Source organism: Streptomyces albus subsp. albus, from assembly GCF_000719865.1.
GTDB classification, from domain to species: domain Bacteria; phylum Actinomycetota; class Actinomycetes; order Streptomycetales; family Streptomycetaceae; genus Streptomyces; species Streptomyces albus_E.
Window position 1 is genome coordinate 1 of sequence record NZ_JOID01000028.1, and the last position, 20,222, is coordinate 20,222.

Sequence of the window (20,222 nt, forward strand, 5' to 3'; positions counted from 1 at the left end):
ACACCACCCCCCAGGTCATCCGTTCGACAGGGGGACACAGTCATGCCGGGCCCGGAGGCCAGCGGCCCTCTTGCAGGACCGCGAAAAACATAACGGGGGCGGGGCCGTGTCCGGGGTACGGAACGCCGGAGGGCCCCGGTCGTGATGACCGGGGCCCTCCGGGAACGAGCGGACGACGAGATTCGAACTCGCGACCCTCACCTTGGCAAGGTGATGCTCTACCAACTGAGCCACGTCCGCCTGCGCCGCCCGTTGCCGAGCGGTGCGCCTCCCACTATAGCCAACCCCGCTCGCGTGCGATGCGCACGGCCGTATGACGGTTCTCGGCGGAGAGCTTCGCGGCGGCGGCGGAGAGATAGTTGCGCACCGTCCCGGGGGAGAGAGCGGCCCGCCGTGCGATCTCCGCGACGGGCGCCCCGTCGGCCGCCAGCTCCAGCAGCTGAGCCTCGCGGGCGGTCAGGGGCGAGTCGCCGGCACTGATCGCGTCGGCCGCCAACTCCGGGTCCACATAGCGCTTTCCGGCGTGCACCGTGCGGATGATCTCGGCCAGCCGCCGGGCGGAGACGGTCTTGGGCAGAAACCCGCGCACCCCGGCGGCGAGGGCACGCTTGAGATGGCCGGGACGGCCGTAACTGGTGACGATCATGGTCTGGCAGGACGGCAGTTCGGTACGGAGGGATGTGGCGACCGCCACGCCGTCCAGGCCCGGCATCAGCAGATCCAGCACCGCCACGTCCGGACGGTGGGCCCGGGCCATGGCCAGCGCCTCCGGTCCGGTGGCCGCCTCGGCGACGATCAGCAGATCCTCCTCCAGGGAGAGCAGGGCGGCCAGGGCGCCCCGGATCAGATGCTCGTCCTCGGCGAGCAGCACCCGCACCGGCGCTCCGGCGGTCCCGCCCCCGTGCCGGTGCCCGGCCATCGCCTCGGCCCACGCCTCCGGCCCGGCGTCACCGGTGCCCCCTGGTGCTCCCGCCCCGGTCACCGCGCCTCCTCCGTGTCCTGTCCGTCCCGCCGTGGTGGCCGCCGGCCGGCCGGGAACGGGAACGACCACCTCCGGCCGGGCCCGGCTCCCACTGGGGTCCGGGCGGACGGGTCCCCGTCCACCGGCTGTGCCTCCGCCGCCCGGTCCGCACCGGCACGGGCGCTCGTCCCGGCCTCCGTTCCGGCTGCCGCCCCGGCCTCCGCGCCCGCGCCGGCGACCGGGCCGTCCGGCACCTCCGCCGTCAGGCGGAAGCCGCACCCGGCGACGGGCCCGGCCGTGACCGTACCGCCCGCCTCCGCCAGCCGCTGCCGCAGTCCGGCGAGCCCCGAACCGCCGCCCGCGGCCCGGGAGCCGTCCGTCGTGGCGCCGTCCGTCGTGGCGCCGTCCGGCACTCCGTCGTTCTCCATCACCAGGACGGTCGTCCGCCCGCCGTCCGGCGCCCGCCCGGGCCGCACCCGGATCCGGCAGTTCCGGGCCTCCGCGTGGCGCAGCACATTGGTGGTCCCCTCCCTGACCACCCAGCCCAGCGCCGAGCGGGCCGCCGGCGACAGCCCGCCGGGATGCCGGTCCTCGATACGGCAGTCGATGCCGGCCGAGCGCAACACGGAGCCCGCGCCGACCAGTTCCGTGTGCAGATCGGCCTCCCGGTAGCCCAGGACGACCTCCCGGACCTCCCGCTGCGACTCCTGCGCGATCCGCTGGACCTCCACCATCTGGTCAACAGCGGCCGCCGAGCCGCGCCGCGTCAGCTGGACGGCCAGCTCGCTCTTGAGCGCGATCACGGCCAGGTTCCGTCCCATCACATCGTGCATGTCCCGGGCGAACCGCAGCCGTTCCTCGGCGACGGCCAGCCGGGCCTGCACGGTCCGGGACTCCTCCAGCTCGTACATCACGGCCAGCATCCACGCCGAACAGCGCACCGTGAAGGAGGACCAGCCGCAGGCGAAGACCAGCCCCAGCGCGGTACCGGCGAGCAGCGGCCGGCCCATCCCGGCGGCCGCGAACCCGGCGAGCACCGCGGCCACCCAGCCCGCGTGCACCAGGGTGACCGTGCGCAGCGGCGCCAGCAGGGCGTACGGGGCGAGGAACGGGATCACGGTCATGGACGCCAGCATCACGGGTACACCCCGGTCGCCGAGGTGGCCGCCGGCCGCCAGGACGGTCACCGGCACCAGCGCAACGGTCGTCAGCGCCGCCCCGGCCATCGTCTCCCCGCGGGGCACGGTGCCCCGGCCACGGTACTGGTCGATCCCCCGCCGCAGCAGCCGCACGGCGGACACCGCCTGCGCCGGCGCGACGAGGGCGAGCAGGACGGCCGACCAGAGCTCCGCTCCACTGGGGCCGCGGGCGAGAGCGGGCGCCAGCAGGAAGAACGTGTACGGCGGGATCAGCCAGACCATGACGTACAGCGAGCCCCGCGTGTAGAGATCGACCTGCGCGATCCTGCTGCGCTTCCCCCAGCCGCCCCGCGACCCGGACAACACCCGCCCCAACACCCGCCGGTCCTCTCGCCGTTCCGTAACCGCCCCCGTAACAGTCTCCCGGGGTTGCCCGCGCGGGCCGCACCCCGCGGCCGTCCCGCCGCGGTCCCGGCAGGCGCCCCCCGGCACCGTCCCCGTCCCGCCCACGGACGCAGCCGCCCGACGGCGCCGTCCGCCCGCCCCGCCCCGCGCCGTCCGCCCCGTCCTCGCCGGGCCGGTCAGCGCCGCGGCTCCCAGCGGAACCACCGCCGGACGGCGTACCCCGCGAGGGCCGTCCAGGCCACTGTGAGGAGCAGCGCCCGGACCGCCCCGCCGTCCGCCGCCGGCTCACCGAGCCAGCCGGTCCGCACCAGCTCCATGACCGGGGTGAACGGCAGCAGTGCCAGCGCGTCCGCCAGCCGGTCCGGCATCAGCTCCAGGGGCACCACGAGTCCGGAGCCCAGGAAGGACACCATCATCAGCGGCAGCACCGTGACCTGAGCGCTCTCCACGGTACGGGTCACGATCGCCGTCGCCGCGGCCAGTACGGTCAGCAGGACGACACCCAGAACCAGCCCCGCCACCAGCAGTTCCGGCCGCCGTGGCGCCGTGAGGCCGAGCAGCGCGCTTCCCGCGGCGACGAGCAGGGCGCACTGGGCGAGGGCCAGGGCGGCGGCGGGCAGCGCGGTCCCGGCCAGGATCTCCGCATCCGCCGGCTCCCCCGTCCGCAGCCGCTTGAGCACCAGCTCCTCCCGGCGCGCGACGTAGGCGGCGACCAGATTGCCGTACACGACGAGGATGAGGACGGCGCCGATGCCGCCGGTCATCGTCACCCCGCCCGCGCTGAGTCCGGTCCCGCCCAGATCCGCCCCGGCGACCGAGGTCCGGATCAGCCAGACCATGCCGACCGGCATCAGCAGCGCTGTGAAGAGCGCCGTCCGGTTGCGCAGGAGGAGAGTGAACTCGGCCCGGCCCAGGGCCGACATCCGCGCCGCCGTCGCCCGCACCGAGGCCGTCACCGTGGCCGTCATCGCTCCGCTCCCGTTCCCGCCGGTTCCGCCCCGGCGCCCGCCGTCCTGCCGTCCATACGGTCCGCGCCGTCCGCGCCGCCTCCCGTGCCGGGGGCCGGATCCGGCGGTGCGTCCGCGTGCGCGTCCGAGCGCGCGATGGCGAGGAACGCCTCCTCCAGCGAGGCCGAGCGCGCGTCCAGCCCGCCGAGGGTCAGACCCCTCTCCCCGGCCCAGCGCAGCAGCACCCCCAGCGCCTCCTGGAGCCCGCCGGTCCGGATCTCCACCCACCCGTCGTCCCCGGCGGCTGCGCGCAGCGACAGCGGCAGTTCGCCCGGCGCCACCCCGTCCGGCAGCCGGAACCGGATCCGGGACGGCCGCGAGGCCGTCACGTCGGCCGGGCTTCCCGAGGCGACGATGCGCCCGTTCCGCATGATGGCGAGCCGGTCCGCCAGGGACTCGGCCTCCTCCAGGTAATGGGTGGTGAGCAGGACGGTGGTGCCGGCCTCGCGCAGCCCCCGCACCAGCCGCCAGGTCTCGCGCCGCCCCTCGGCGTCCAGCCCGGTGGTGGGCTCGTCCAGGAACAGCACCTCGGGCCGGCCGAGCAGGGCCATCGCCAGATCGAGGCGCCGCCGCTCGCCGCCGGACAGCTGCTTGACCCGCACCCGGGCCCGCCCCGCCAGCCCGGTCAGCTCCAGGACCTCGCCGGGGGGCCGGGCCCCGGTGGTGCAGCCGGCCCACATCCGGGCCGTCTCCGCCACCGTCAGATCGGAGGGAAAACCGCCCTCCTGGAGCATGACGCCGATCCGGGACCGGACGGCCGGCCGCTCGCGGTACGGGTCGCGGCCCAGGACCCGGACCCGTCCTCCGGTGGGGGCCGCCAGCCCTTCCAGCAGTTCCACGGTGGAGGTCTTGCCCGCGCCGTTCGTGCCGAGCAGGGCGAACAGCTCGCCCCGCGCGACGGAGAAGGTGAGTCCGCGTACGGCGTCGAATCCGCCCCGTCCGGCCGGCCCGTACCGCCGCCGCAGGTCCGTGACATCGATCACTCTGTTGTGGCTGTCCATGCCGTCGAGTTTCGTGGCGGCGGTGCGGGGGCGGTAAGTGCGTGCTGTCACCACCGCTGATGACAAATGCCATGCGGGGCGCGCCGGGAACGGCGGGAACGGCGGGAACGGGGAGTGCGTACGGCGGCGGGTGAACACCCCTGAACGGAACGGGAGAACGAAACGGGGGGAGTCCCGGGAACGACGAAGGCCCCGATCATGATGACCGGGGCCTTCAACCTGAGCGGACGACGAGATTCGAACTCGCGACCCTCACCTTGGCAAGGTGATGCTCTACCAACTGAGCCACGTCCGCATGCCTCCGAGAAGCTTTCACCTCTCGGCGCGAGCACTACTCTACCTGATCCATTCGACTGGTCCAGTGAGTAATGAGAGCGGGTGACAGGGATCGCACACTGCGCCTCCCTCTTGGAAAGAGGGCGCTCTACTACTGAGCTACACCCGCGTGACTCCTCGGGACCCGGCCTTCCGGCCTCGCCCCTCGGCGTGCTCCAGACTTTAGCCGATCAACGGGGGTGGAGCGCAAGTCGGTTCAGCTCGCGGCCTCGAAGGCCTCGTAGACCTTCTTCGGGATGCGTCCGCGGGGCGGGACGTCCATGCCGTTGGAGCGGGCCCAGGCGCGGACGGTGGCCGGATCCGGGGCGATCGCGGTGCGGCGGTACGTCCGGCCGGACCGGGACCGCTTGCGGCCGGCCTCCACGTAGGGCGCCAGGACCCCCCGCAGCTTCTTCGCATTCGAAGGATTGAGGTCGATCTCGTACGTCTTGCCGTCGAGACCGAACATGACCGTTTCCGCCGCTTCCCCGCCGTCGATGTCGTCGGAGAGTGTGACCACTACGCGCTGAGCCACGGATATCGGTCCTTTCTGCCGGCGCCACCGCCATGACGTGCGGTGATGGTGTACGCCGTGGTGATCGGGGACAGGGCTAATTCATTTGTACAGGCTGGGGCATTGCATGGTGAAACCCTGTGAATTCCATCCGGGCCTCACAGGGCAATCAAGACCGTACGTTTTCTCTGCCGGATTTTCCACAACAGTTGTGGCGCCCGATACGCGAATGTGACCGCCGGGGCCATATCTACTCGCGTAGATTTCCCGGCCGGGTAGGCTGGGGTGCACCTAGCCGGGGGTCCGGGGAGTCAGCTCCCCGCAGGACTTCGGGGCTCCGGGGCCGTACCCCGGATCACTTTGGGCCCGATGGCGCGCCTCCGGAATGACACAGCCGCACCACCACACCACCGGGAGTGCCAGTGGCACGCGTCGTAGTCGACGTCATGCTCAAGCCGGAGATCCTCGATCCGCAGGGCCAGGCGGTGCAGCGTGCACTGCCCCGCCTCGGCTTCGCCGGAATCTCCGACGTACGCCAGGGAAAGCGCTTCGAACTCGAACTGGACGGGCCGGCCGACGACGCCGCGCTCGCCCGGGTCCGGGAGATGGCCGAGACCTTTCTCGCGAACACCGTCATCGAGGACTTCACCGTCCGGGTGGAGGAAACCGTGAAGGCGGAATCGTGACCGCTCGTATCGGAGTCATCACTTTTCCCGGCAGCCTCGACGACCGGGACACCCGGCGCGCGATCCGGCTGGCCGGTGCCGAACCCGTCGCCCTCTGGCACCGCGAGAAGGAGCTGAAGCAGGTCGACGCCGTCGTCCTGCCCGGCGGCTTCTCCTACGGCGACTACCTCCGCGCGGGCGCCATCTCCCGTTTCTCGCCGGTCATGGACACCCTGATCGGCGAGGCCCGGGGCGGCCTCCCGGTGCTCGGCATCTGCAACGGTTTCCAGGTGCTCACCGAGACGCATCTGCTGCCCGGCGCCATGCTGCGCAACAACCACCTCCACTTCATCTGCCGGGAGCAGAAGCTCCGGGTGGAGAACGCTGAGACGGCCTGGACCACCGACTTCACCGCCGGCCAGGAGATCCACATCCCGCTCAAGAACGTGGACGGCCGCTACGTCGCCGACGAGCGCACCCTCGACACGCTGGAGGCGGAGGGCCGCGTCGTCTTCCGCTACCGCGACCTGAACCCCAACGGTTCGCTGCGGGACATCGCCGGCATCACCAACGAGGCCGGCAACGTCGTCGGTCTCATGCCGCACCCGGAGCACGCCGTCGACCCGATGGTCGGCACCGGCGGCACGGACGGCCTCGGATTCTTCACCTCGATCCTGAAGAAGCTGGTCAGCGCATGAGCCTCGACACCACCAAGCACGCCGCGGACACCCCCGGCACCGAGCAGCCCTGGGCCGAGCTCGGCCTCAAGCAGGACGAGTACGAGCGCATCCGCGAGATCCTCGGCCGCCGCCCGACCGGCGCCGAGCTCGCCATGTACTCCGTCATGTGGTCGGAGCACTGCTCGTACAAGTCGAGCAAGGTGCACCTCAAGCAGTTCGGCGAGAAGGCCCCCGAGAACGACGCCATGCTCGTCGGCATCGGCGAGAACGCCGGCGTCGTGGACGTCGGCCAGGGCTACGCCGTCACCTTCAAGGTCGAGTCGCACAACCACCCCTCGTACGTCGAGCCCTACCAGGGCGCGGCCACCGGCGTCGGCGGCATCGTCCGCGACATCCTCGCCATGGGCGCCCGCCCCGTCGCCGTCATGGACCCGCTGCGCTTCGGCGCCGCGGACCACGAGGACACCAAGCGGGTGCTGCCCGGCGTCGTCTCCGGCATCGGCGGCTACGGCAACTGCCTGGGTCTGCCCAACATCGGCGGCGAGGTCGTCTTCGACCCCTGCTACCAGGGCAACCCGCTGGTCAACGCGCTGTGCGTGGGCGTGATGAAGCACGAGGACATCCACCTCGCCAAGGCGTCCGGCGCCGGCAACAAGGTGATCCTCTACGGTGCCCGCACCGGCGGCGACGGCATCGGCGGCGTCTCCGTGCTGGCCTCGGAGACCTTCGAGTCCACCGGCCCCGCCAAGCGCCCCGCCGTCCAGGTCGGCGACCCGTTCCAGGAGAAGCTCCTCATCGAGTGCACCCTGGAGATCTTCGCCGAGGACCTCGTCGCCGGCATCCAGGACCTCGGCGGCGCCGGCCTCTCCTGCGCCACCAGCGAGCTGGCGAGCGCCGGCTCCGGCGGTATGCGCGTCGAGCTCGACACCGTGCCGCTGCGCGACGCCAGCCTCTCGCCCGAGGAGATCCTCATGAGCGAGTCGCAGGAGCGGATGTGCGCGATCGTCGAGCCGGACAAGGTCGCCCGCTTCCTGGAGATCTGCGAGAAGTGGGACGTCATCGCCACCGTCATCGGTGAGGTCACCGACGGCGACCGGCTGGAGATCTACTGGCACGGCGAGCAGATCGTCGACGTGCCGCCGCGCACCGTCGCCCACGAGGGCCCGGTGTACCACCGTCCGTACGCCCGGCCGGACTGGCAGGACGCCCTGCAGGCCGACGACGCGGGCAAGCTGCCGCGCCCGGCGGACGCGGGGGAGCTGCGCGAGCAGGTGCTCAAGCTGGTGGCCTCGCCGAACCAGGCGTCCAAGAGCTGGGTCACGGACCAGTACGACCGCTTCGTCCAGGGCAACACCGTCCTCGCCCAGCCCGAGGACTCCGGCATGATCCGCATCGACGAGGAGACCAACCTCGGCGTCGCGGTGGCCACGGACGGCAACGGCCGCTACGCCAAGCTCGACCCGTACACCGGCGCCCAGCTGGCCCTGGCCGAGTCGTACCGCAACGTCGCCGCCTCCGGCGCCAAGCCGCTCGCCGTCACCGACTGCCTCAACTTCGGCTCGCCGGAGGACCCGGCGGTCATGTGGCAGTTCGCGGAGGCCTGCCGCGGGCTGGCCGACGCCTGCCTGGAGCTGGGCACGCCCGTCACCGGCGGCAACGTCTCGCTGTACAACCAGACCGGTGAGACGGCCATCCACCCGACCCCGGTGGTCGGCGTGCTGGGCGTCATCGACGACGTCACGCGCCGCACCCCGATGGCCTTCGCGGAGGACGGCCAGCTCGTCTACCTCCTCGGGGAGACCCGGGAGGAGCTGGGCGGCTCGGCCTGGTCGCAGGTGGTCCACGGGCACCTCGGCGGCCTCCCGCCGAAGGTGGACCTGGCGCGCGAGAGGCTGCTCGCCGAGATCCTGATCGCGGGCTCCCGCGACGGCATGATCGACGCGGCGCACGACCTCTCCGACGGCGGGCTGATCCAGGCGGTCACCGAGTCCTGCCTCAAGGGCGGCAGGGGCGCGCGGCTGGTCGTACCCGAGGGGCTGGACCCGTTCGTCTTCCTCTTCTCCGAGTCGGCGGGCCGCGCGATCGTCGCGGTGCCGCGCAGCGAGGAGCTCCGCTTCACCGACATGTGCGGCGCGCGGGGCCTGCCGGCCACCCGTGTCGGCGTGATCGACGGTGACGCGGTGGAGGTGCAGGGCCAGTTCTCCATCCCGCTGGCCGAGCTGCGGGAGGCGCACGAGGCGACGATCCCGGCCCTGCTGGCCTGACCGGCCCGCGCTCCGGGACCGGTTCTCGCTCCGGGACCGGCCCCGCGCGGCCGCCCCGGTCGCCCGGTTGTCACGGCCCCGTCCACTCCGGTGGGCGGGGCCGTCGCGCTGTCCGGGGACCGTTGCGGAGGCGGAGACGTGCGGGAGCCCGCGGGTGCGGCCTCCGCGTCCCGTCCTTCGGGCCAGATGTTGTCAAGGATTACGTAATTACGTAAGGTGGGTCTCGTGGAAGGCGGAGAAGCGGGGGAAGAAGCGAGGGAAGCCGTGGCCCTGGAAGAGCGGGTCACCGCGCTGGAGCGGCGGCTGGCCGAGCTGGAGGAGACGGAGGGGCGGCAGGACCGGCCGGCTGTCATGGAGCGCCCGGACTTCTGGGCGCTCGACGGGCTCAAGGCCCAGCTGTCGGAGGCCGGGGCGGAGAGCGGCGGCGTGCTGTTCACCGGATCCGTCCGGCTGCCCACCGGCGAGCAGTACGAGTGGCAGTACGGGCTGCCCACGGAGGAGCTGCTGGCGGGTGCCTGGGAGGACGCCGCCGAGGCGTTCGCCGCGCTGGGCCGCCCCGTGCGGCTGCGGTTGCTCCGGGAGATACTCGGCGGCCGCCGCACGGCGGCGGAGCTGACCGAACTGGCGGAGGTCGGCACGACCGGGCAGGTGTACCACCATCTGCGACAGCTGACCGCCGCCGGATGGCTGCGGTCGTCGGGCCGCGCGGGATACGAGGTCCCGGCGGGCCGGGTGGTCCCGCTGCTCGTCGCGCTCGCCGCGGCCGGGCACTGACCACGACGGTCCGGCCCGGCACCGGCCGTGCACGTCCCGGCCCCGCGCCGACCACGCGGGGGGACGCCGCCGCCCGCACGGGTATCCGTGCCGGCGCCGCCGCGCGCACGGGACCGCTGCCCGCACGCCACGCGACCGAACCGACACGCGAACAGAACCGACACACCGCAGGGGGAACCGGCGATGTCCTTGATCCACGCACTCAAGCAGGCGCGGCCGTACTACTACGGTCTGCTGGCGATCCTCATCGTGCTCGACCTGGTGTGGCTCGACGCCGTCCGCGACGTCCCGCTGTGGGTCCTCGGACTGGTCGTGGCGTTCGGCCTCGCGGCCGAGTTCCTCCCCGCCCGCTCGCAGCGACGGCCCCGGGCCGAGCGGCGGGAGAACCCGGAGGAACCCCCGGCGGCCGAGGTCGAGCCGCCGGTCTCCGGGCGGTGGCGCGCGCTGAACAGTCCGGCGGGCAAGGTGCCGAGCCACGGCACCCGGGTCTACGGGCAGTCCCACGCGATAGACCTGGTGCGGGAGGCGGCGCCCGGGGAGCGGGCCCGGCCGGGATTCGGCTGGTGGCCCGTGGTCCGCCGGAACCAGGACTTCCCCGCCTTCGGGGAACCGGTGCTGGCCGTCGCCGACGGCACCGTGGTGCGGGTCCGGGACGGGCGCCGCGACCACCTCAGCCGCACCTCCTGGCCCGCTCTGCTGTACTTCTTCGCCGAGGCCATGGTCCGCGGCTGCGGCACCCCGGCCGCCGTCATCGGCAACCACGTGGTGCTCGACCTGGGGAACGGCACCTACGCCCTCTACGCCCATCTGCGCCGCCGGTCGGTGACCGTCCGCGAGGGAGACCGGGTGAGCGCCGGGCAGCGGCTGGCCGGGACCGGCAACAGCGGCAACTCGACCGAGCCCCATCTGCACTTCCAGCTGATGGACCGCCCCGACCCCCTGAAGGCCCGGGGCATCCCGTTCCACTGGCGCGGCATAGGTGTGCCGGCGAACGGCGAGATCTTCACGGCACCGGCACCGGCACCGGCACCGGCATCAGCACCGCGGCTCGGTGGCGCGAGCGGTGCGAGGGAGAGCGCGTCCGACGACGCTTCGGGAAAGGGCGCGGCGGCCCCCCGTGGGGCCACCGGGCCGTAACGGAGCGCGGCCCCGCCGGCCGTTCACGGCACGGCGCGGATCCGGACGGTGCCCGGGGGTCCACGGCGGCTGTCCGCCGTTTCCCCGGCCCGAGCGGTCCGGATCCGAACCATGTCCGGCCGGCCCGGCCGTGCCGGGCTCTAGGCTCGGCCGTATGACCTCGCGAGCGCGCAAGCCACGCCCCCGCAGCTACGACCCCGCCCGCACCCGCGCGGCGCTGGACGCCGAGGTACGGGCCGTACGGGAGGCCGTCCGCGTCCTCTGCGCGGCCCCGGACGCCCCCGAGTTGCTGGAGGCCCCGTCCGGACTGGCGGGCTGGACGGTCCGGGACCTGGTAATGCACATCGCCATCTGCCTGGACTTCCTCCCGCGCCGGCTGGCGGAGGAGCCGGGACCGGCCAAGCCGGACCTGGACCTCCAGGGGTACCTCGCCCGGTTCGGGTCGGAGGGGAGGGATTTGGCCTCCGGAGTCGCGGAGGCGGCGGTGCGGGAGGCCGCCGCCCTGCCCGGCACCGGAGCGGCGGTGCTGGAACGGCTCGACGCCGCAGCGGCCCGGCTGGCCGGGGCGGTCGCGGAGACGGACGCCCGCAGCACGGTCCGGACCGTCTTCGGGGTGATGTCCGTCGACGACTTCCTGGTCACCCGGCTGCTGGAGGCGGTGGTGCACGGCGACGACCTGACGGCCGCCACCGGCACGGCCGTCTCCCACGACCGGCAGGCGCTGGCGGCCGTGGTCCGGCTCACCGCCGACGCCCTCGCCGTGAAGGCGCCCGGCGGATCGGTGGAGGTGCGCATCCCGCCGTTCGCGGTCGTGCAGTGCGTCGAGGGGCCCCGGCACACCCGGGGCACCCCGCCCAACGTCGTCGAGACCAACCCGCTGACCTGGATCCGGCTGGCCACCGGCCGCAGACCGTGGGCCGAGGCGCTGGACGCGGCGGAGGTCTCCGCGAGCGGCGAACGCGCGGACCTCTCCGCGCTGCTCCCGGTCCTGGGCTGAACGCCACCGAAGCACCGCTTCCCGCCGCCGCCCCGTCCCCACCCGGCCGGTCGGAGCGGGACGGGACTTCGGCGGACCGTGACCTTCGACACCGCTCGCGGCCCGGAGAACGGGGCCGGCGGGTCCCGTGCCGAGCGCGGCAGGGCCGTCCCGGCCCGGCCGCTCGGAGGCCTCCCGGACCCCGGGGCGACCCCCCGCAGACCCGTCCCACCAGGGGATCCGCCGGAGTGCCGCCCCCTCGCGCACCCGCCGCGGAGCGGCGGAGAGGTGTGGTCCGGCGCCGCCCGCTTCCGCTCCCGCCCTGCCCGGGAATGCCCTCGCGCCGGAATCCCCGGTTCGGACGAACCGGCAACCTGGCCTAGACTCGGAGACGTGCCACGTGGTGACGGACGACTCAGCCACGATCTCCTTCCCGGGGAGAAGGGCCCCCAGGACGCCTGCGGCGTCTTCGGTGTCTGGGCTCCGGGAGAAGAGGTCGCCAAACTCACCTATTTCGGGCTGTACGCGCTGCAGCACCGTGGACAGGAGTCCGCGGGCATCGCTGTGAGCAACGGCTCCCAGATCCTCGTCTTCAAGGACATGGGCCTGGTCTCCCAGGTCTTCGACGAGACCTCGCTCGGTTCCCTCCGGGGCCACATCGCCGTGGGCCATGCCCGCTACTCCACCACCGGTGCCTCGGTGTGGGAGAACGCGCAGCCGACGTTCCGTGCCACCGCGCACGGCTCCATCGCGCTCGGCCACAACGGCAATCTCGTCAACAGCCACGAGCTGGCCGCGATGGTCGCCGAGCTGCCCCGCGAGAACGGCCGCGCCACCCAGGTGGCCGCCACCAACGACACCGACCTCGTCACCGCGCTGCTCGCCGGTCAGGTGGACGAGGACGGCAAGCCGCTGACCGTGGAGCAGGCGGCACCGATCGTGCTGCCCAAGGTCCAGGGTGCCTTCTCCCTCGTCTTCATGGACGAGCACACCCTCTACGCGGCCCGCGACCCGCAGGGCGTCCGCCCGCTGGTCCTCGGCCGTCTGGAGCGCGGCTGGGTCGTGGCGAGCGAGACCGCCGCCCTCGACATCTGCGGCGCGAGCTTCATCCGCGAGATCGAGCCCGGCGAGATGATCGCCGTCGACGAGAACGGGCTGCGCACCTCCCGCTTCGCCGAGGCCCGCCCGCGCGGCTGCGTCTTCGAGTACGTCTACCTCGCGCGCCCCGACACCGACATCGCCGGCCGCAACGTCTACCTCTCCCGGGTGGAGATGGGCCGCAGGCTGGCCGCCGAGGCCCCCGCCGACGCGGACCTGGTGATACCCACCCCGGAGTCCGGAACCCCGGCCGCCGTCGGCTATGCCGAGGCCAGCGGCATTCCGTACGGTTCCGGGCTGGTCAAGAACAGCTACGTGGGCCGGACCTTCATCCAGCCGAGCCAGACCATCCGGCAGCTCGGTATCCGGCTGAAGCTCAACCCGCTCAAGGAAGTCATCCGCGGCAAGCGGCTGGTGGTCGTCGACGACTCGATCGTCCGCGGCAACACCCAGCGGGCCCTGGTCCGGATGCTCCGCGAGGCCGGTGCCGCCGAGATCCACGTCCGGATCTCCTCCCCGCCGATCAAGTGGCCGTGCTTCTTCGGCATCGACTTCGCCACCCGGGCGGAGCTGATCGCCAACGGGCTGTCGGTCGAGGAGATCGGCAAGTCGCTGGGCGCCGACTCCCTCGCGTACATCTCCATCGACTCGATGGTCGAGGCGACGACGATCCCGAAGAAGGACCTCTGCCGGGCCTGCTTCGACGGCGAGTACCCGATGGACCTGCCGGACCCGGAGCTGCTCGGCAAGCACCTGCTGGAAGCCGAGACGGCGGAGCCCAGTCGCACCGACGCGGACGGCCTGGTCTCGCCGACCGCCGGGGTCGGCGGCGCGGACGCCCTGCGCCGCCCGTAGCCCGGCCGCAGCGCCGCACTGCCCGCACCGAGGGTCCTTCCCGGGCCCGGGCCCGGGTCATCGAGCCCCGGGCCACAGAGCCCCGAGCACAACGAGCTACGAGCCCCGAGCCCCGAGCCACGAAAGACTGAGGCGTCATGTCCGAGAGCACCGCTGCCGGCCGTCCGACGGCGTCCTACAAGACGGCGGGCGTCGACATCGAGGCGGGCGACCGCGCGGTCGAGCTGATGAAGCAGTGGGTGAAGAAGGCCACCCGCCCCGAGGTCGTGGGCGGTCTCGGCGGCTTCGCCGGGCTCTTCGACGCCTCCGTCCTGAAGCGCTACGAGCGGCCGCTGCTGGCGTCCGCCACCGACGGCGTCGGCACCAAGGTCGACATCGCCCGCCGCATGGGCGTGTACGACACGATCGGCCACGACCTGGTCGGCATGGTCGTGGACGATCTGGTGGTGTGCGGTGCCGAGCCGCTGTTCATGACCGACTACATCGCCGTGGGCAAGGTCCGCCCCGAGCGGGTGGCGGCCATCGTCAAGGGCATCGCCGAGGGCTGTGTGCTGGCCGGCTGCGCGCTCGTCGGCGGGGAGACCGCGGAACACCCGGGTCTGCTGGAGCCGGACGACTTCGACGTCGCCGGGGCCGGCACGGGCGTGGTCGAGGCCGACCGCCTGCTGGGCGCGGAACGGATCCGCGCGGGTGACGCGGTGATCGCCATGGCTTCCTCCGGGCTGCACTCCAACGGATACTCACTCGTCCGGCACGTGCTCTTCGACCGGGCGGGCTACGCGCTGGACCGGGAGATCCCCGAATTCGGCCGGACCCTCGGCGAGGAACTGCTGGAGCCGACGCGGATCTACTCGCTGGACTGCCTGGCGCTTACCCGCACCACCGAGGTGCACGCCTTCTCGCACATCACCGGCGGCGGCCTGGCCAACAACCTGGCCCGGGTGATCCCGGACGGGCTGCACGCCACCGTGGACCGCGCCACCTGGACCCCGGCCCCCGTCTTCGACCTGGTCGGCACGGCCGGCTCGGTCGCACGCGAGGAACTGGAGAAGACGCTCAACATGGGCGTCGGCATGATCGCGGTGGTGGCCCCGGAAGGAGCCGACGCCGCCCTGGCGACGCTCGCCGACCGCGGGGTGGACGCCTGGGTCTGCGGCGAGATCACCGAACGCGGGCAGGACGGCGCGCACGCCGAGGCGGTGGCCCTGACCGGCGACTACGCCGTGTGACGGCGGTGTTGTCGGCGATGCGCGGTGGGCCCGGAGCAGCGGAACGCCCCGGGACCCGCCTCGGAGCACCGGCACCGGTCGCGATGACGGCCGGTGCGGTGAGGCGGGCACCGGAGGCGCGAGGCCGGCCCGGCGAGGACAGCACAGAACCCGGTCCGGGGTCTGGCCCACGGACCGGGTCTGTTGTGTGCGTGCCGGGGATGCCGACGCCGCCGCGTCAGGCGCGGCGGCGTGAGGAGTGGTCGGAGGCTTGCGACTCCTCGTCCTCGTCCTCGTCGTCGTTGTACAGCTCCGCGTACTGTGCGTACGGGTCGTCGTCCGGCTCATCGTCCGCGAAGCGCTCGCCGTTCGGCGGCTGTTTCGTCGTCGATGCGCCCAGCTCGTCGGCCAGCCGTGAGAGGTCAGTCCCACCGCTGTTGTACTTCAGCTGGCGGGCGACCTTCGTCTGCTTGGCCTTGGCCCGGCCGCGCCCCATGGCTCGACCCCCTCGATTGCGGGGCTCGACGGCCCCAGAGTCTTGACACGCGTTCATGATCCGGAGCGGACTCTCCGTGAAGAGACCGTCCCGTAGGACTTCAACGGTACCTGCTTCCGCCGCCATACGGTACGTCGCCCGCAGGACGTGCCCCGCGGCGGGGTCCGCGAGGAGGAATGTCCTCGCTGGTCAACCCCGATTTTACCGGGTCTTCCGGATCGACCCGCCGACGGGTGGTGAGTCTTCTCTCGTCACTTCTCGTCGGCGGGCCCCGGCGTGCGTGCCCCGGCGTGCGGGGGCGTACGTGCCCCCCCGGGAGGCGCCGTCAGGCGGTGCGGGCCTCCGCCATGCGCTGCTCGGCGATCCGGTCGGCCGCGACGGCGGGCGGGACGCCGTCGGTCCTGGCGCGGTCGAAGATGGCCAGGGTCGTGTCGAAGATCTGCGCCGCCTTGGCCTTCGCCCGGTCGAAATCAAAACCGAGCAGCTCATCGGCGACCTGGATGACGCCACCGGCGTTCACGACGTAGTCGGGCGCGTACAGGATGCCGCGGTCGGCGAGGTCCTTCTCGACGCCCGGGTGGGCCAGCTGGTTGTTGGCCGCGCCGCAGACGACGCGCGCGGTCAGCGCGGGCACCGTGTCGTCGTCCAGGGCGCCGCCGAGGGCGCAGGGCGCGTAGACGTCCAGACCGGCGCGGATCAGCGTCCCGGTGTCGGGCACGGCCGTCACCTGCGGGTGGCGGGCACGCACCCGTTCCACGCTCTCCGGCCGCACATCGGTGACCACGACCCGCGCGCCGTCCTCCACGAGGTGGTCCACCAGGTGGTGGCCGACCTTGCCGACCCCGGCCACGCCGACGGTCCGGCCGCGCAGGGTGGGCTCGCCCCACAGCGTCTGCGCGCTGGCCCGCATGCCCTGGAACACGCCGAAGGCGGTGAGGACCGAGGAGTCGCCGGCGCCGCCGTTCTCGGGCGAACGCCCGGTGGTCCACCGGCACTCGCGGGCGACGACGTCCATGTCGGCGACGTAGGTGCCGACGTCACAGGCCGTGACGTAACGGCCGTCCAGCGAGGCGACGAAGCGCCCGTACGCGCGGAGCAGGGCCTCGCTCTTCAGCCCGCCCTCGGCGACCGTGGCCGGGTTGCCGATGATCACGGCCTTGCCGCCGCCGTGCGGCAGCCCGGCGAGGGCGTTCTTGTACGACATGCCGCGGGCGAGGTTCAGGGCGTCGAGCACGGCCTCCTCGTCGGAGGCGTAGGCGTGGAAGCGGGTGCCGCCGAGGGCGGGTCCCAGCGCGGTCGAGTGAAGGGCGATCACGGCCTTGAGGCCGCTCTCGCGGTCCTGGCAGAGCAGGACCCGCTCGTGGCCGCCCTGCTCGGAGCGGAAGAGGGTGGACAGGGCGCCGAGATCGCCGGCGGCGGTGGGGTGGGACACGTCGGTCACGGTGGTGACTCCCGGAGTCGCGAAGGGTGCCCTCCTGTGGGTGGGGAGGGCCGGTGAGGCACAGAGTAGAACCTGAACCGGCTCCGATCACCAGTGCCGTGCGATGTACCGGGCGCCGGGGCGAGTGGCGGCCGGACCGCGGCCCCGGGGGCCACCGCGGCGGTGCGCCGGTCGTGCGCCGGTGACGCGCCGGGTGGTGCGCCGGGTGGTGCGCCGGCGCCCGGGGGCACGGGGACCACGGCGGAGCCCGGGTCCGTAGGCTCTGACGCGGAACGGACATGGGACGCTCCGGACCGGTCCCGCGGGCGGATCCGGGCTTGTGGACGGGAGTGAACGGGTGGGCCTGGCGTCATCGCTGTTCGTGCCGTACGCCGCGTATCTGCGCGTGTACGAGCCACTCGCGGCGTTTCCCGAGCCGGAGCGCTCGCACTGGTACCGCTACGCCGACCGTGCCGACCCCCCGGGCGCGCAGGACGAGCTGCGCCGCTCGCTGGCGGACCTGCTGCCGACGCCACCGGTCGCGGTGCCGGTGCACGAGAGCGGGGACGCCTTCGTGACGGTCGTGGACGGCGTCACCTGCGTCTGCCCGTGGCGGACCCGGCTGCGCGGCTGGCAGGCGCTGGAAGCGCTGCCCGAGCTGCTGCCGGCCCCGGTCCTGGACGCCGCCCTGCCGCCGGTGGTGCGCCGGCAGGCGGCGGACGACCACGAACGCTGGCGGGAGCGCAACCCGGACGCCCGGCCGTGGATCCGGACCGCCACCTGGCATGTGCCGGTGCGGTGGTTCGCGCTCTTCACGGAGGAGGAGCGGGAGTACGTCCAGCGGTCGGAAGTCGGGAAGAAGGCCGAGGGACCGGTGCTCCGCTACCGCACGCCGATGGTCGAGGCGAGACGGCGTGTGGCGCGTGGGCTTAAAGTTCTGCGTGAGGCGTTGAGTGAGAGTCCGTTGATCGACGGCCTGGAGGATGTGGGTCGTTGGCTGGAGGAGTTCCACCCCCGCTCGCTGGTCGAGCTCGACTACGGGGGCCTGGTGCACGCCCTGAAGGACGACTGGCTGGCCGGGGACCGTTCGGCCGCCGACGTCGCCGAGGGGCTGGAGGCGCTGCGCGCGGGGGACGGCGTGCGGGCCGGGGAGGTGTACCAGCGGCTGATGGAACGCTGGCGCGAGGTCCGGGAACGGGAGTTCGCCAGCTGACGCGGGAGCGGCGCCGGGTGGCTCCCGCTCCGCCGCGCCGGCCCCGGACCACGGGCGGCGTGTGCCGTCGGGCGGTCCGGCGGCGTGCGAGGTCGGCCAGGGCTCCGGAGCCTCCCGGGACGAACGGGACACCGGGGTCTTCCGGGGCGAACGGGGCGCCGCTTCGGTCGCTTTCCGGCCGCACGGCTGACCGGGCCGTCACCGATGCGGGCGAGGCATCCCGGGCGTAGCGCCCGATCCGGGCCATTGTCGCAAGCGTGACGGAGAGCACTAATCGGGGCCTTGCTCTTTTCCCCCACCTGCGTGCCAAAATGGGACAAGGAGTCCCGCAAGGGCTCCTTCCGTCCATCTATGGGCGGATGGCTCTGTTATGTGCTCCTTGGTGGGGCTGGTGGTCACTGATCACGGTGTGACTGATCGTCACGAGCGGGTAACTGTCCGTTCTGGCCCGGTCCATCGGGATCCGTCGAGCTTGGACACCTCGGAGGGCAATTCCATCGGTTTGGCCGACGCGGCTGGACAGATGGTGTAGTTGTAGTGCCGAGGGCAAGCCGTTCGTCCTATAACCGACTCGGCCCGCGTCTGCCATTTCGGGCAACGCGGGTCAAGGTGCAGAATTTAGAGGAAAGAACCGTGATGGTTCGGTTCTCCCGAGGAGGCCGCTCATGACCGCTCGCACCCCTGATGCCGAGCCGCTGCTGACCCCGGCTGAGGTCGCCACGATGTTCCGCGTGGACCCGAAGACGGTCACGCGCTGGGCCAAGGCTGGCAAGCTCACGTCCATCCGCACGCTCGGAGGGCATCGGCGCTACCGCGAAGCGGAGGTCCGCGCACTGCTGGCGGGCATCCCGCAGCAGCGCAGCGAGGCCTGAAACACCTGCATAACCGGGCATTTCCGGGCCCCCCACGGTCCCGGTCCGGCCCACACCCCACCCCACGACAGGAGCCTGCCCCTTCAGGCTCCGGTCCCTTGTTCCTGAGGGCGCGTCGTTGATCGCGCTGGACTCCGCCGGGTCCAGCGCGATCTTTCTTTTGCGGGGCGGGAGTTCGGGTCCGCGGTTCCGGCGGGGCTTCCGGGGCGGCCGGCCGGGAAGGCGTTTTCCGGGCCCTCGCCGAGGCGGCCGGGCGATCGGTTCTGCGCGTCCGTGTTGAGGTCCGGGTGCCCCTTCGGGTGGTTCTCGCGGGTGTTCGCGCAGACCTCACGGGAGAGTACAATTGCACATATTAAATCGACGCCTCCCGAGAGGTGTCCGAGTTCCCCTGGCGCGAAAACTCATTCAGTGACACCCGTCACAGCGTGGCCTTCTTGTCCGGCCCAACTGGCTTGCGGTAGTGGGAAGTGCGCGTGTTCCGCCGACTGCGTCGGCCGCGGTTCCGCGTGTTGTCCGGCACGGTCCGGCTCCGTCCGGCTCCGTGCAGCACGGTCCGGGGGGCCGGGCGGCGCCGGGGCGTGTGCCGCCGGCCGAGGCGGACGGCGGCGCGGGCGTCCGCGCCCCATGTCGAGCGGATGCCGCCATGCGCCCACCTCCGCGATCCGGCCCCTCCGGTCTGGGTACCTCCCGCCTCCCGGCACCGTCAAGACGCCAGGAGTCCCCGGCTCCGGCGGCACAGCCGCCTGTCAGCCAACAGAACGTCTACGCAGGGGTGTTGGGCGGCAGTGAGACGGGCGCGGGCCGTGGACGGGCCTACAGCGCGCGGAGGAGGCTCCGCGGGGACGGACGGGACCGGGACGGCCCGGAGCGCGTCGTAAGGGGCGAGAGGGGCGCGTGAAGCCGCTGGAGGCCCGAGTGATGCCAGGTGTGCGGTCCTGACGGGATTTGCTGAGTTACCGGCGGCTACACCGCCTCCGTGATTCCACGACCGTCCAGTTCGCCCGCACCCCGCGCGGGTCGCCGGTGTGGGGGGAGGCGGAGCCGGGGTGAACGGAAGGGCCCGCCCCTCGATGAGGTGCGGGCCCTTCGCTCCGTGCGGTCCTGACGGGATTTGAACCCGCGGCCTCCACCTTGACAGGGTGGCGAGCACTCCAAACTGCTCCACAGGACCTTGCTGCCGCGCCGACTTCCGTGCGCTGCGAAGCCAGACTCTACAGCAGGT

At 72.8% G+C, this 20,222-nt stretch carries 17 protein-coding genes and 4 tRNA genes; 10 read left to right on the plus strand and 11 right to left on the minus strand.

Translation table 11 applies throughout. The features are described from left to right. Window positions 1-167 precede the first annotated feature (167 nt). From IF83_RS0124360 to IF83_RS0124395, 8 genes are all read right to left on the minus strand, one after another. A tRNA-Gly gene (locus tag IF83_RS0124360) sits at window positions 168-240 on the minus strand. Between the two features lie 34 nt (window positions 241-274). After that, window positions 275-919: a response regulator transcription factor gene (locus tag IF83_RS0124365; RefSeq protein ID WP_051723320.1), complete on the minus strand. Its 645-nt coding sequence runs from the start codon at window positions 917-919 to the stop codon at window positions 275-277. 59 nt (window positions 920-978) lie between these two features. Next, window positions 979-2,478, minus strand: a complete 1,500-nt coding sequence (locus tag IF83_RS0124370; protein ID WP_244177190.1) for a sensor histidine kinase — start codon at window positions 2,476-2,478, stop codon at window positions 979-981. Between the two features lie 203 nt (window positions 2,479-2,681). Next, window positions 2,682-3,473 (minus strand): ABC transporter permease, encoded by a 792-nt coding sequence (locus IF83_RS35025; RefSeq protein WP_030547643.1) that lies wholly within the window; start codon window positions 3,471-3,473, stop codon window positions 2,682-2,684. After that, window positions 3,470-4,513: an ABC transporter ATP-binding protein gene (locus tag IF83_RS35030; RefSeq protein ID WP_078843818.1), complete on the minus strand. Its 1,044-nt coding sequence runs from the start codon at window positions 4,511-4,513 to the stop codon at window positions 3,470-3,472. Before IF83_RS35030 ends, IF83_RS35025 begins: the two co-directional genes overlap by 4 nt. 222 nt (window positions 4,514-4,735) lie before the next feature. Next, window positions 4,736-4,808 (minus strand) — tRNA-Gly (locus IF83_RS0124385). A 78-nt stretch (window positions 4,809-4,886) separates the two neighbouring features. Then, window positions 4,887-4,958: transfer RNA gene (locus IF83_RS0124390), tRNA-Gly, on the minus strand. An 87-nt stretch (window positions 4,959-5,045) separates the two neighbouring features. Beyond that, window positions 5,046-5,363, minus strand: a complete 318-nt coding sequence (locus tag IF83_RS0124395; protein WP_030547647.1) for a histone-like nucleoid-structuring protein Lsr2 — start codon at window positions 5,361-5,363, stop codon at window positions 5,046-5,048. Between the two features lie 401 nt (window positions 5,364-5,764). On the opposite strand from IF83_RS0124395, the gene purS reads away from it, so the two are divergent. The 8 genes from purS to purM all read left to right on the plus strand — a co-directional run bounded on the left by purS (window position 5,765) and on the right by purM (window position 15,020). Further along, the gene (gene purS / locus IF83_RS0124400) at window positions 5,765-6,028 is read left to right on the plus strand and encodes a phosphoribosylformylglycinamidine synthase subunit PurS (RefSeq protein WP_019707179.1); all 264 of its coding nucleotides are present in this window, start codon (window positions 5,765-5,767) and stop codon (window positions 6,026-6,028) included. Continuing rightward, window positions 6,025-6,705, plus strand: a complete 681-nt coding sequence (gene purQ / locus IF83_RS0124405; RefSeq protein ID WP_030547650.1) for a phosphoribosylformylglycinamidine synthase subunit PurQ — start codon at window positions 6,025-6,027, stop codon at window positions 6,703-6,705. Before purS ends, purQ begins: the two co-directional genes overlap by 4 nt. Further along, the gene (gene purL, locus IF83_RS0124410; protein ID WP_030547652.1) at window positions 6,702-8,951 is read left to right on the plus strand and encodes a phosphoribosylformylglycinamidine synthase subunit PurL; all 2,250 of its coding nucleotides are present in this window, start codon (window positions 6,702-6,704) and stop codon (window positions 8,949-8,951) included. Before purQ ends, purL begins: the two co-directional genes overlap by 4 nt. A gap of 264 nt (window positions 8,952-9,215) precedes the next feature. Then, window positions 9,216-9,725 (plus strand): ArsR/SmtB family transcription factor, encoded by a 510-nt coding sequence (locus tag IF83_RS0124415; protein ID WP_030547654.1) that lies wholly within the window; start codon window positions 9,216-9,218, stop codon window positions 9,723-9,725. A 183-nt stretch (window positions 9,726-9,908) separates the two neighbouring features. Next, window positions 9,909-10,862, plus strand: coding sequence for a M23 family metallopeptidase (locus tag IF83_RS0124420; protein WP_078843819.1), 954 nt, complete (start codon window positions 9,909-9,911; stop codon window positions 10,860-10,862). 154 nt (window positions 10,863-11,016) lie between these two features. Then, window positions 11,017-11,859, plus strand: a complete 843-nt coding sequence (locus IF83_RS0124425; protein ID WP_030547657.1) for a sterol carrier family protein — start codon at window positions 11,017-11,019, stop codon at window positions 11,857-11,859. Window positions 11,860-12,231: 372 nt separating this feature from the next. Continuing rightward, window positions 12,232-13,791 carry an amidophosphoribosyltransferase gene (gene purF / locus IF83_RS0124430; protein WP_030547659.1) on the plus strand — a complete coding sequence of 520 codons (1,560 nt, stop codon included), beginning with the start codon at window positions 12,232-12,234 and terminating at the stop codon, window positions 13,789-13,791. 137 nt (window positions 13,792-13,928) lie between these two features. Next, complete coding sequence (gene purM / locus IF83_RS0124435; RefSeq protein WP_030547661.1) at window positions 13,929-15,020, plus strand: phosphoribosylformylglycinamidine cyclo-ligase; 1,092 nt, start codon at window positions 13,929-13,931, stop codon at window positions 15,018-15,020. A gap of 217 nt (window positions 15,021-15,237) precedes the next feature. Here purM and IF83_RS0124440 read toward each other — a convergent pair whose 3' ends face one another. Further along, entirely contained in the window at window positions 15,238-15,495 is a 258-nt protein-coding gene (locus tag IF83_RS0124440) for a DUF3073 domain-containing protein (RefSeq protein WP_030547664.1), read from the minus strand. Between the two features lie 325 nt (window positions 15,496-15,820). Continuing rightward, complete coding sequence (locus tag IF83_RS0124445) at window positions 15,821-16,936, minus strand: Leu/Phe/Val dehydrogenase (RefSeq protein WP_037681189.1); 1,116 nt, start codon at window positions 16,934-16,936, stop codon at window positions 15,821-15,823. A 337-nt stretch (window positions 16,937-17,273) separates the two neighbouring features. Between IF83_RS0124445 and IF83_RS0124450 the strand changes: the two genes are divergently transcribed. Both IF83_RS0124450 and bldC read left to right on the plus strand, forming a co-directional pair. After that, complete coding sequence (locus tag IF83_RS0124450) at window positions 17,274-18,128, plus strand: hypothetical protein (RefSeq protein ID WP_030547668.1); 855 nt, start codon at window positions 17,274-17,276, stop codon at window positions 18,126-18,128. 665 nt (window positions 18,129-18,793) lie between these two features. Then, window positions 18,794-19,000 carry a developmental transcriptional regulator BldC gene (bldC, locus tag IF83_RS0124460; RefSeq protein WP_003949541.1) on the plus strand — a complete coding sequence of 69 codons (207 nt, stop codon included), beginning with the start codon at window positions 18,794-18,796 and terminating at the stop codon, window positions 18,998-19,000. 1,096 nt (window positions 19,001-20,096) lie between these two features. Here the strand turns inward: bldC and IF83_RS0124465 are convergent. Then, window positions 20,097-20,171 (minus strand) — tRNA-Asp (locus tag IF83_RS0124465). Window positions 20,172-20,222: the final 51 nt, after the last annotated feature.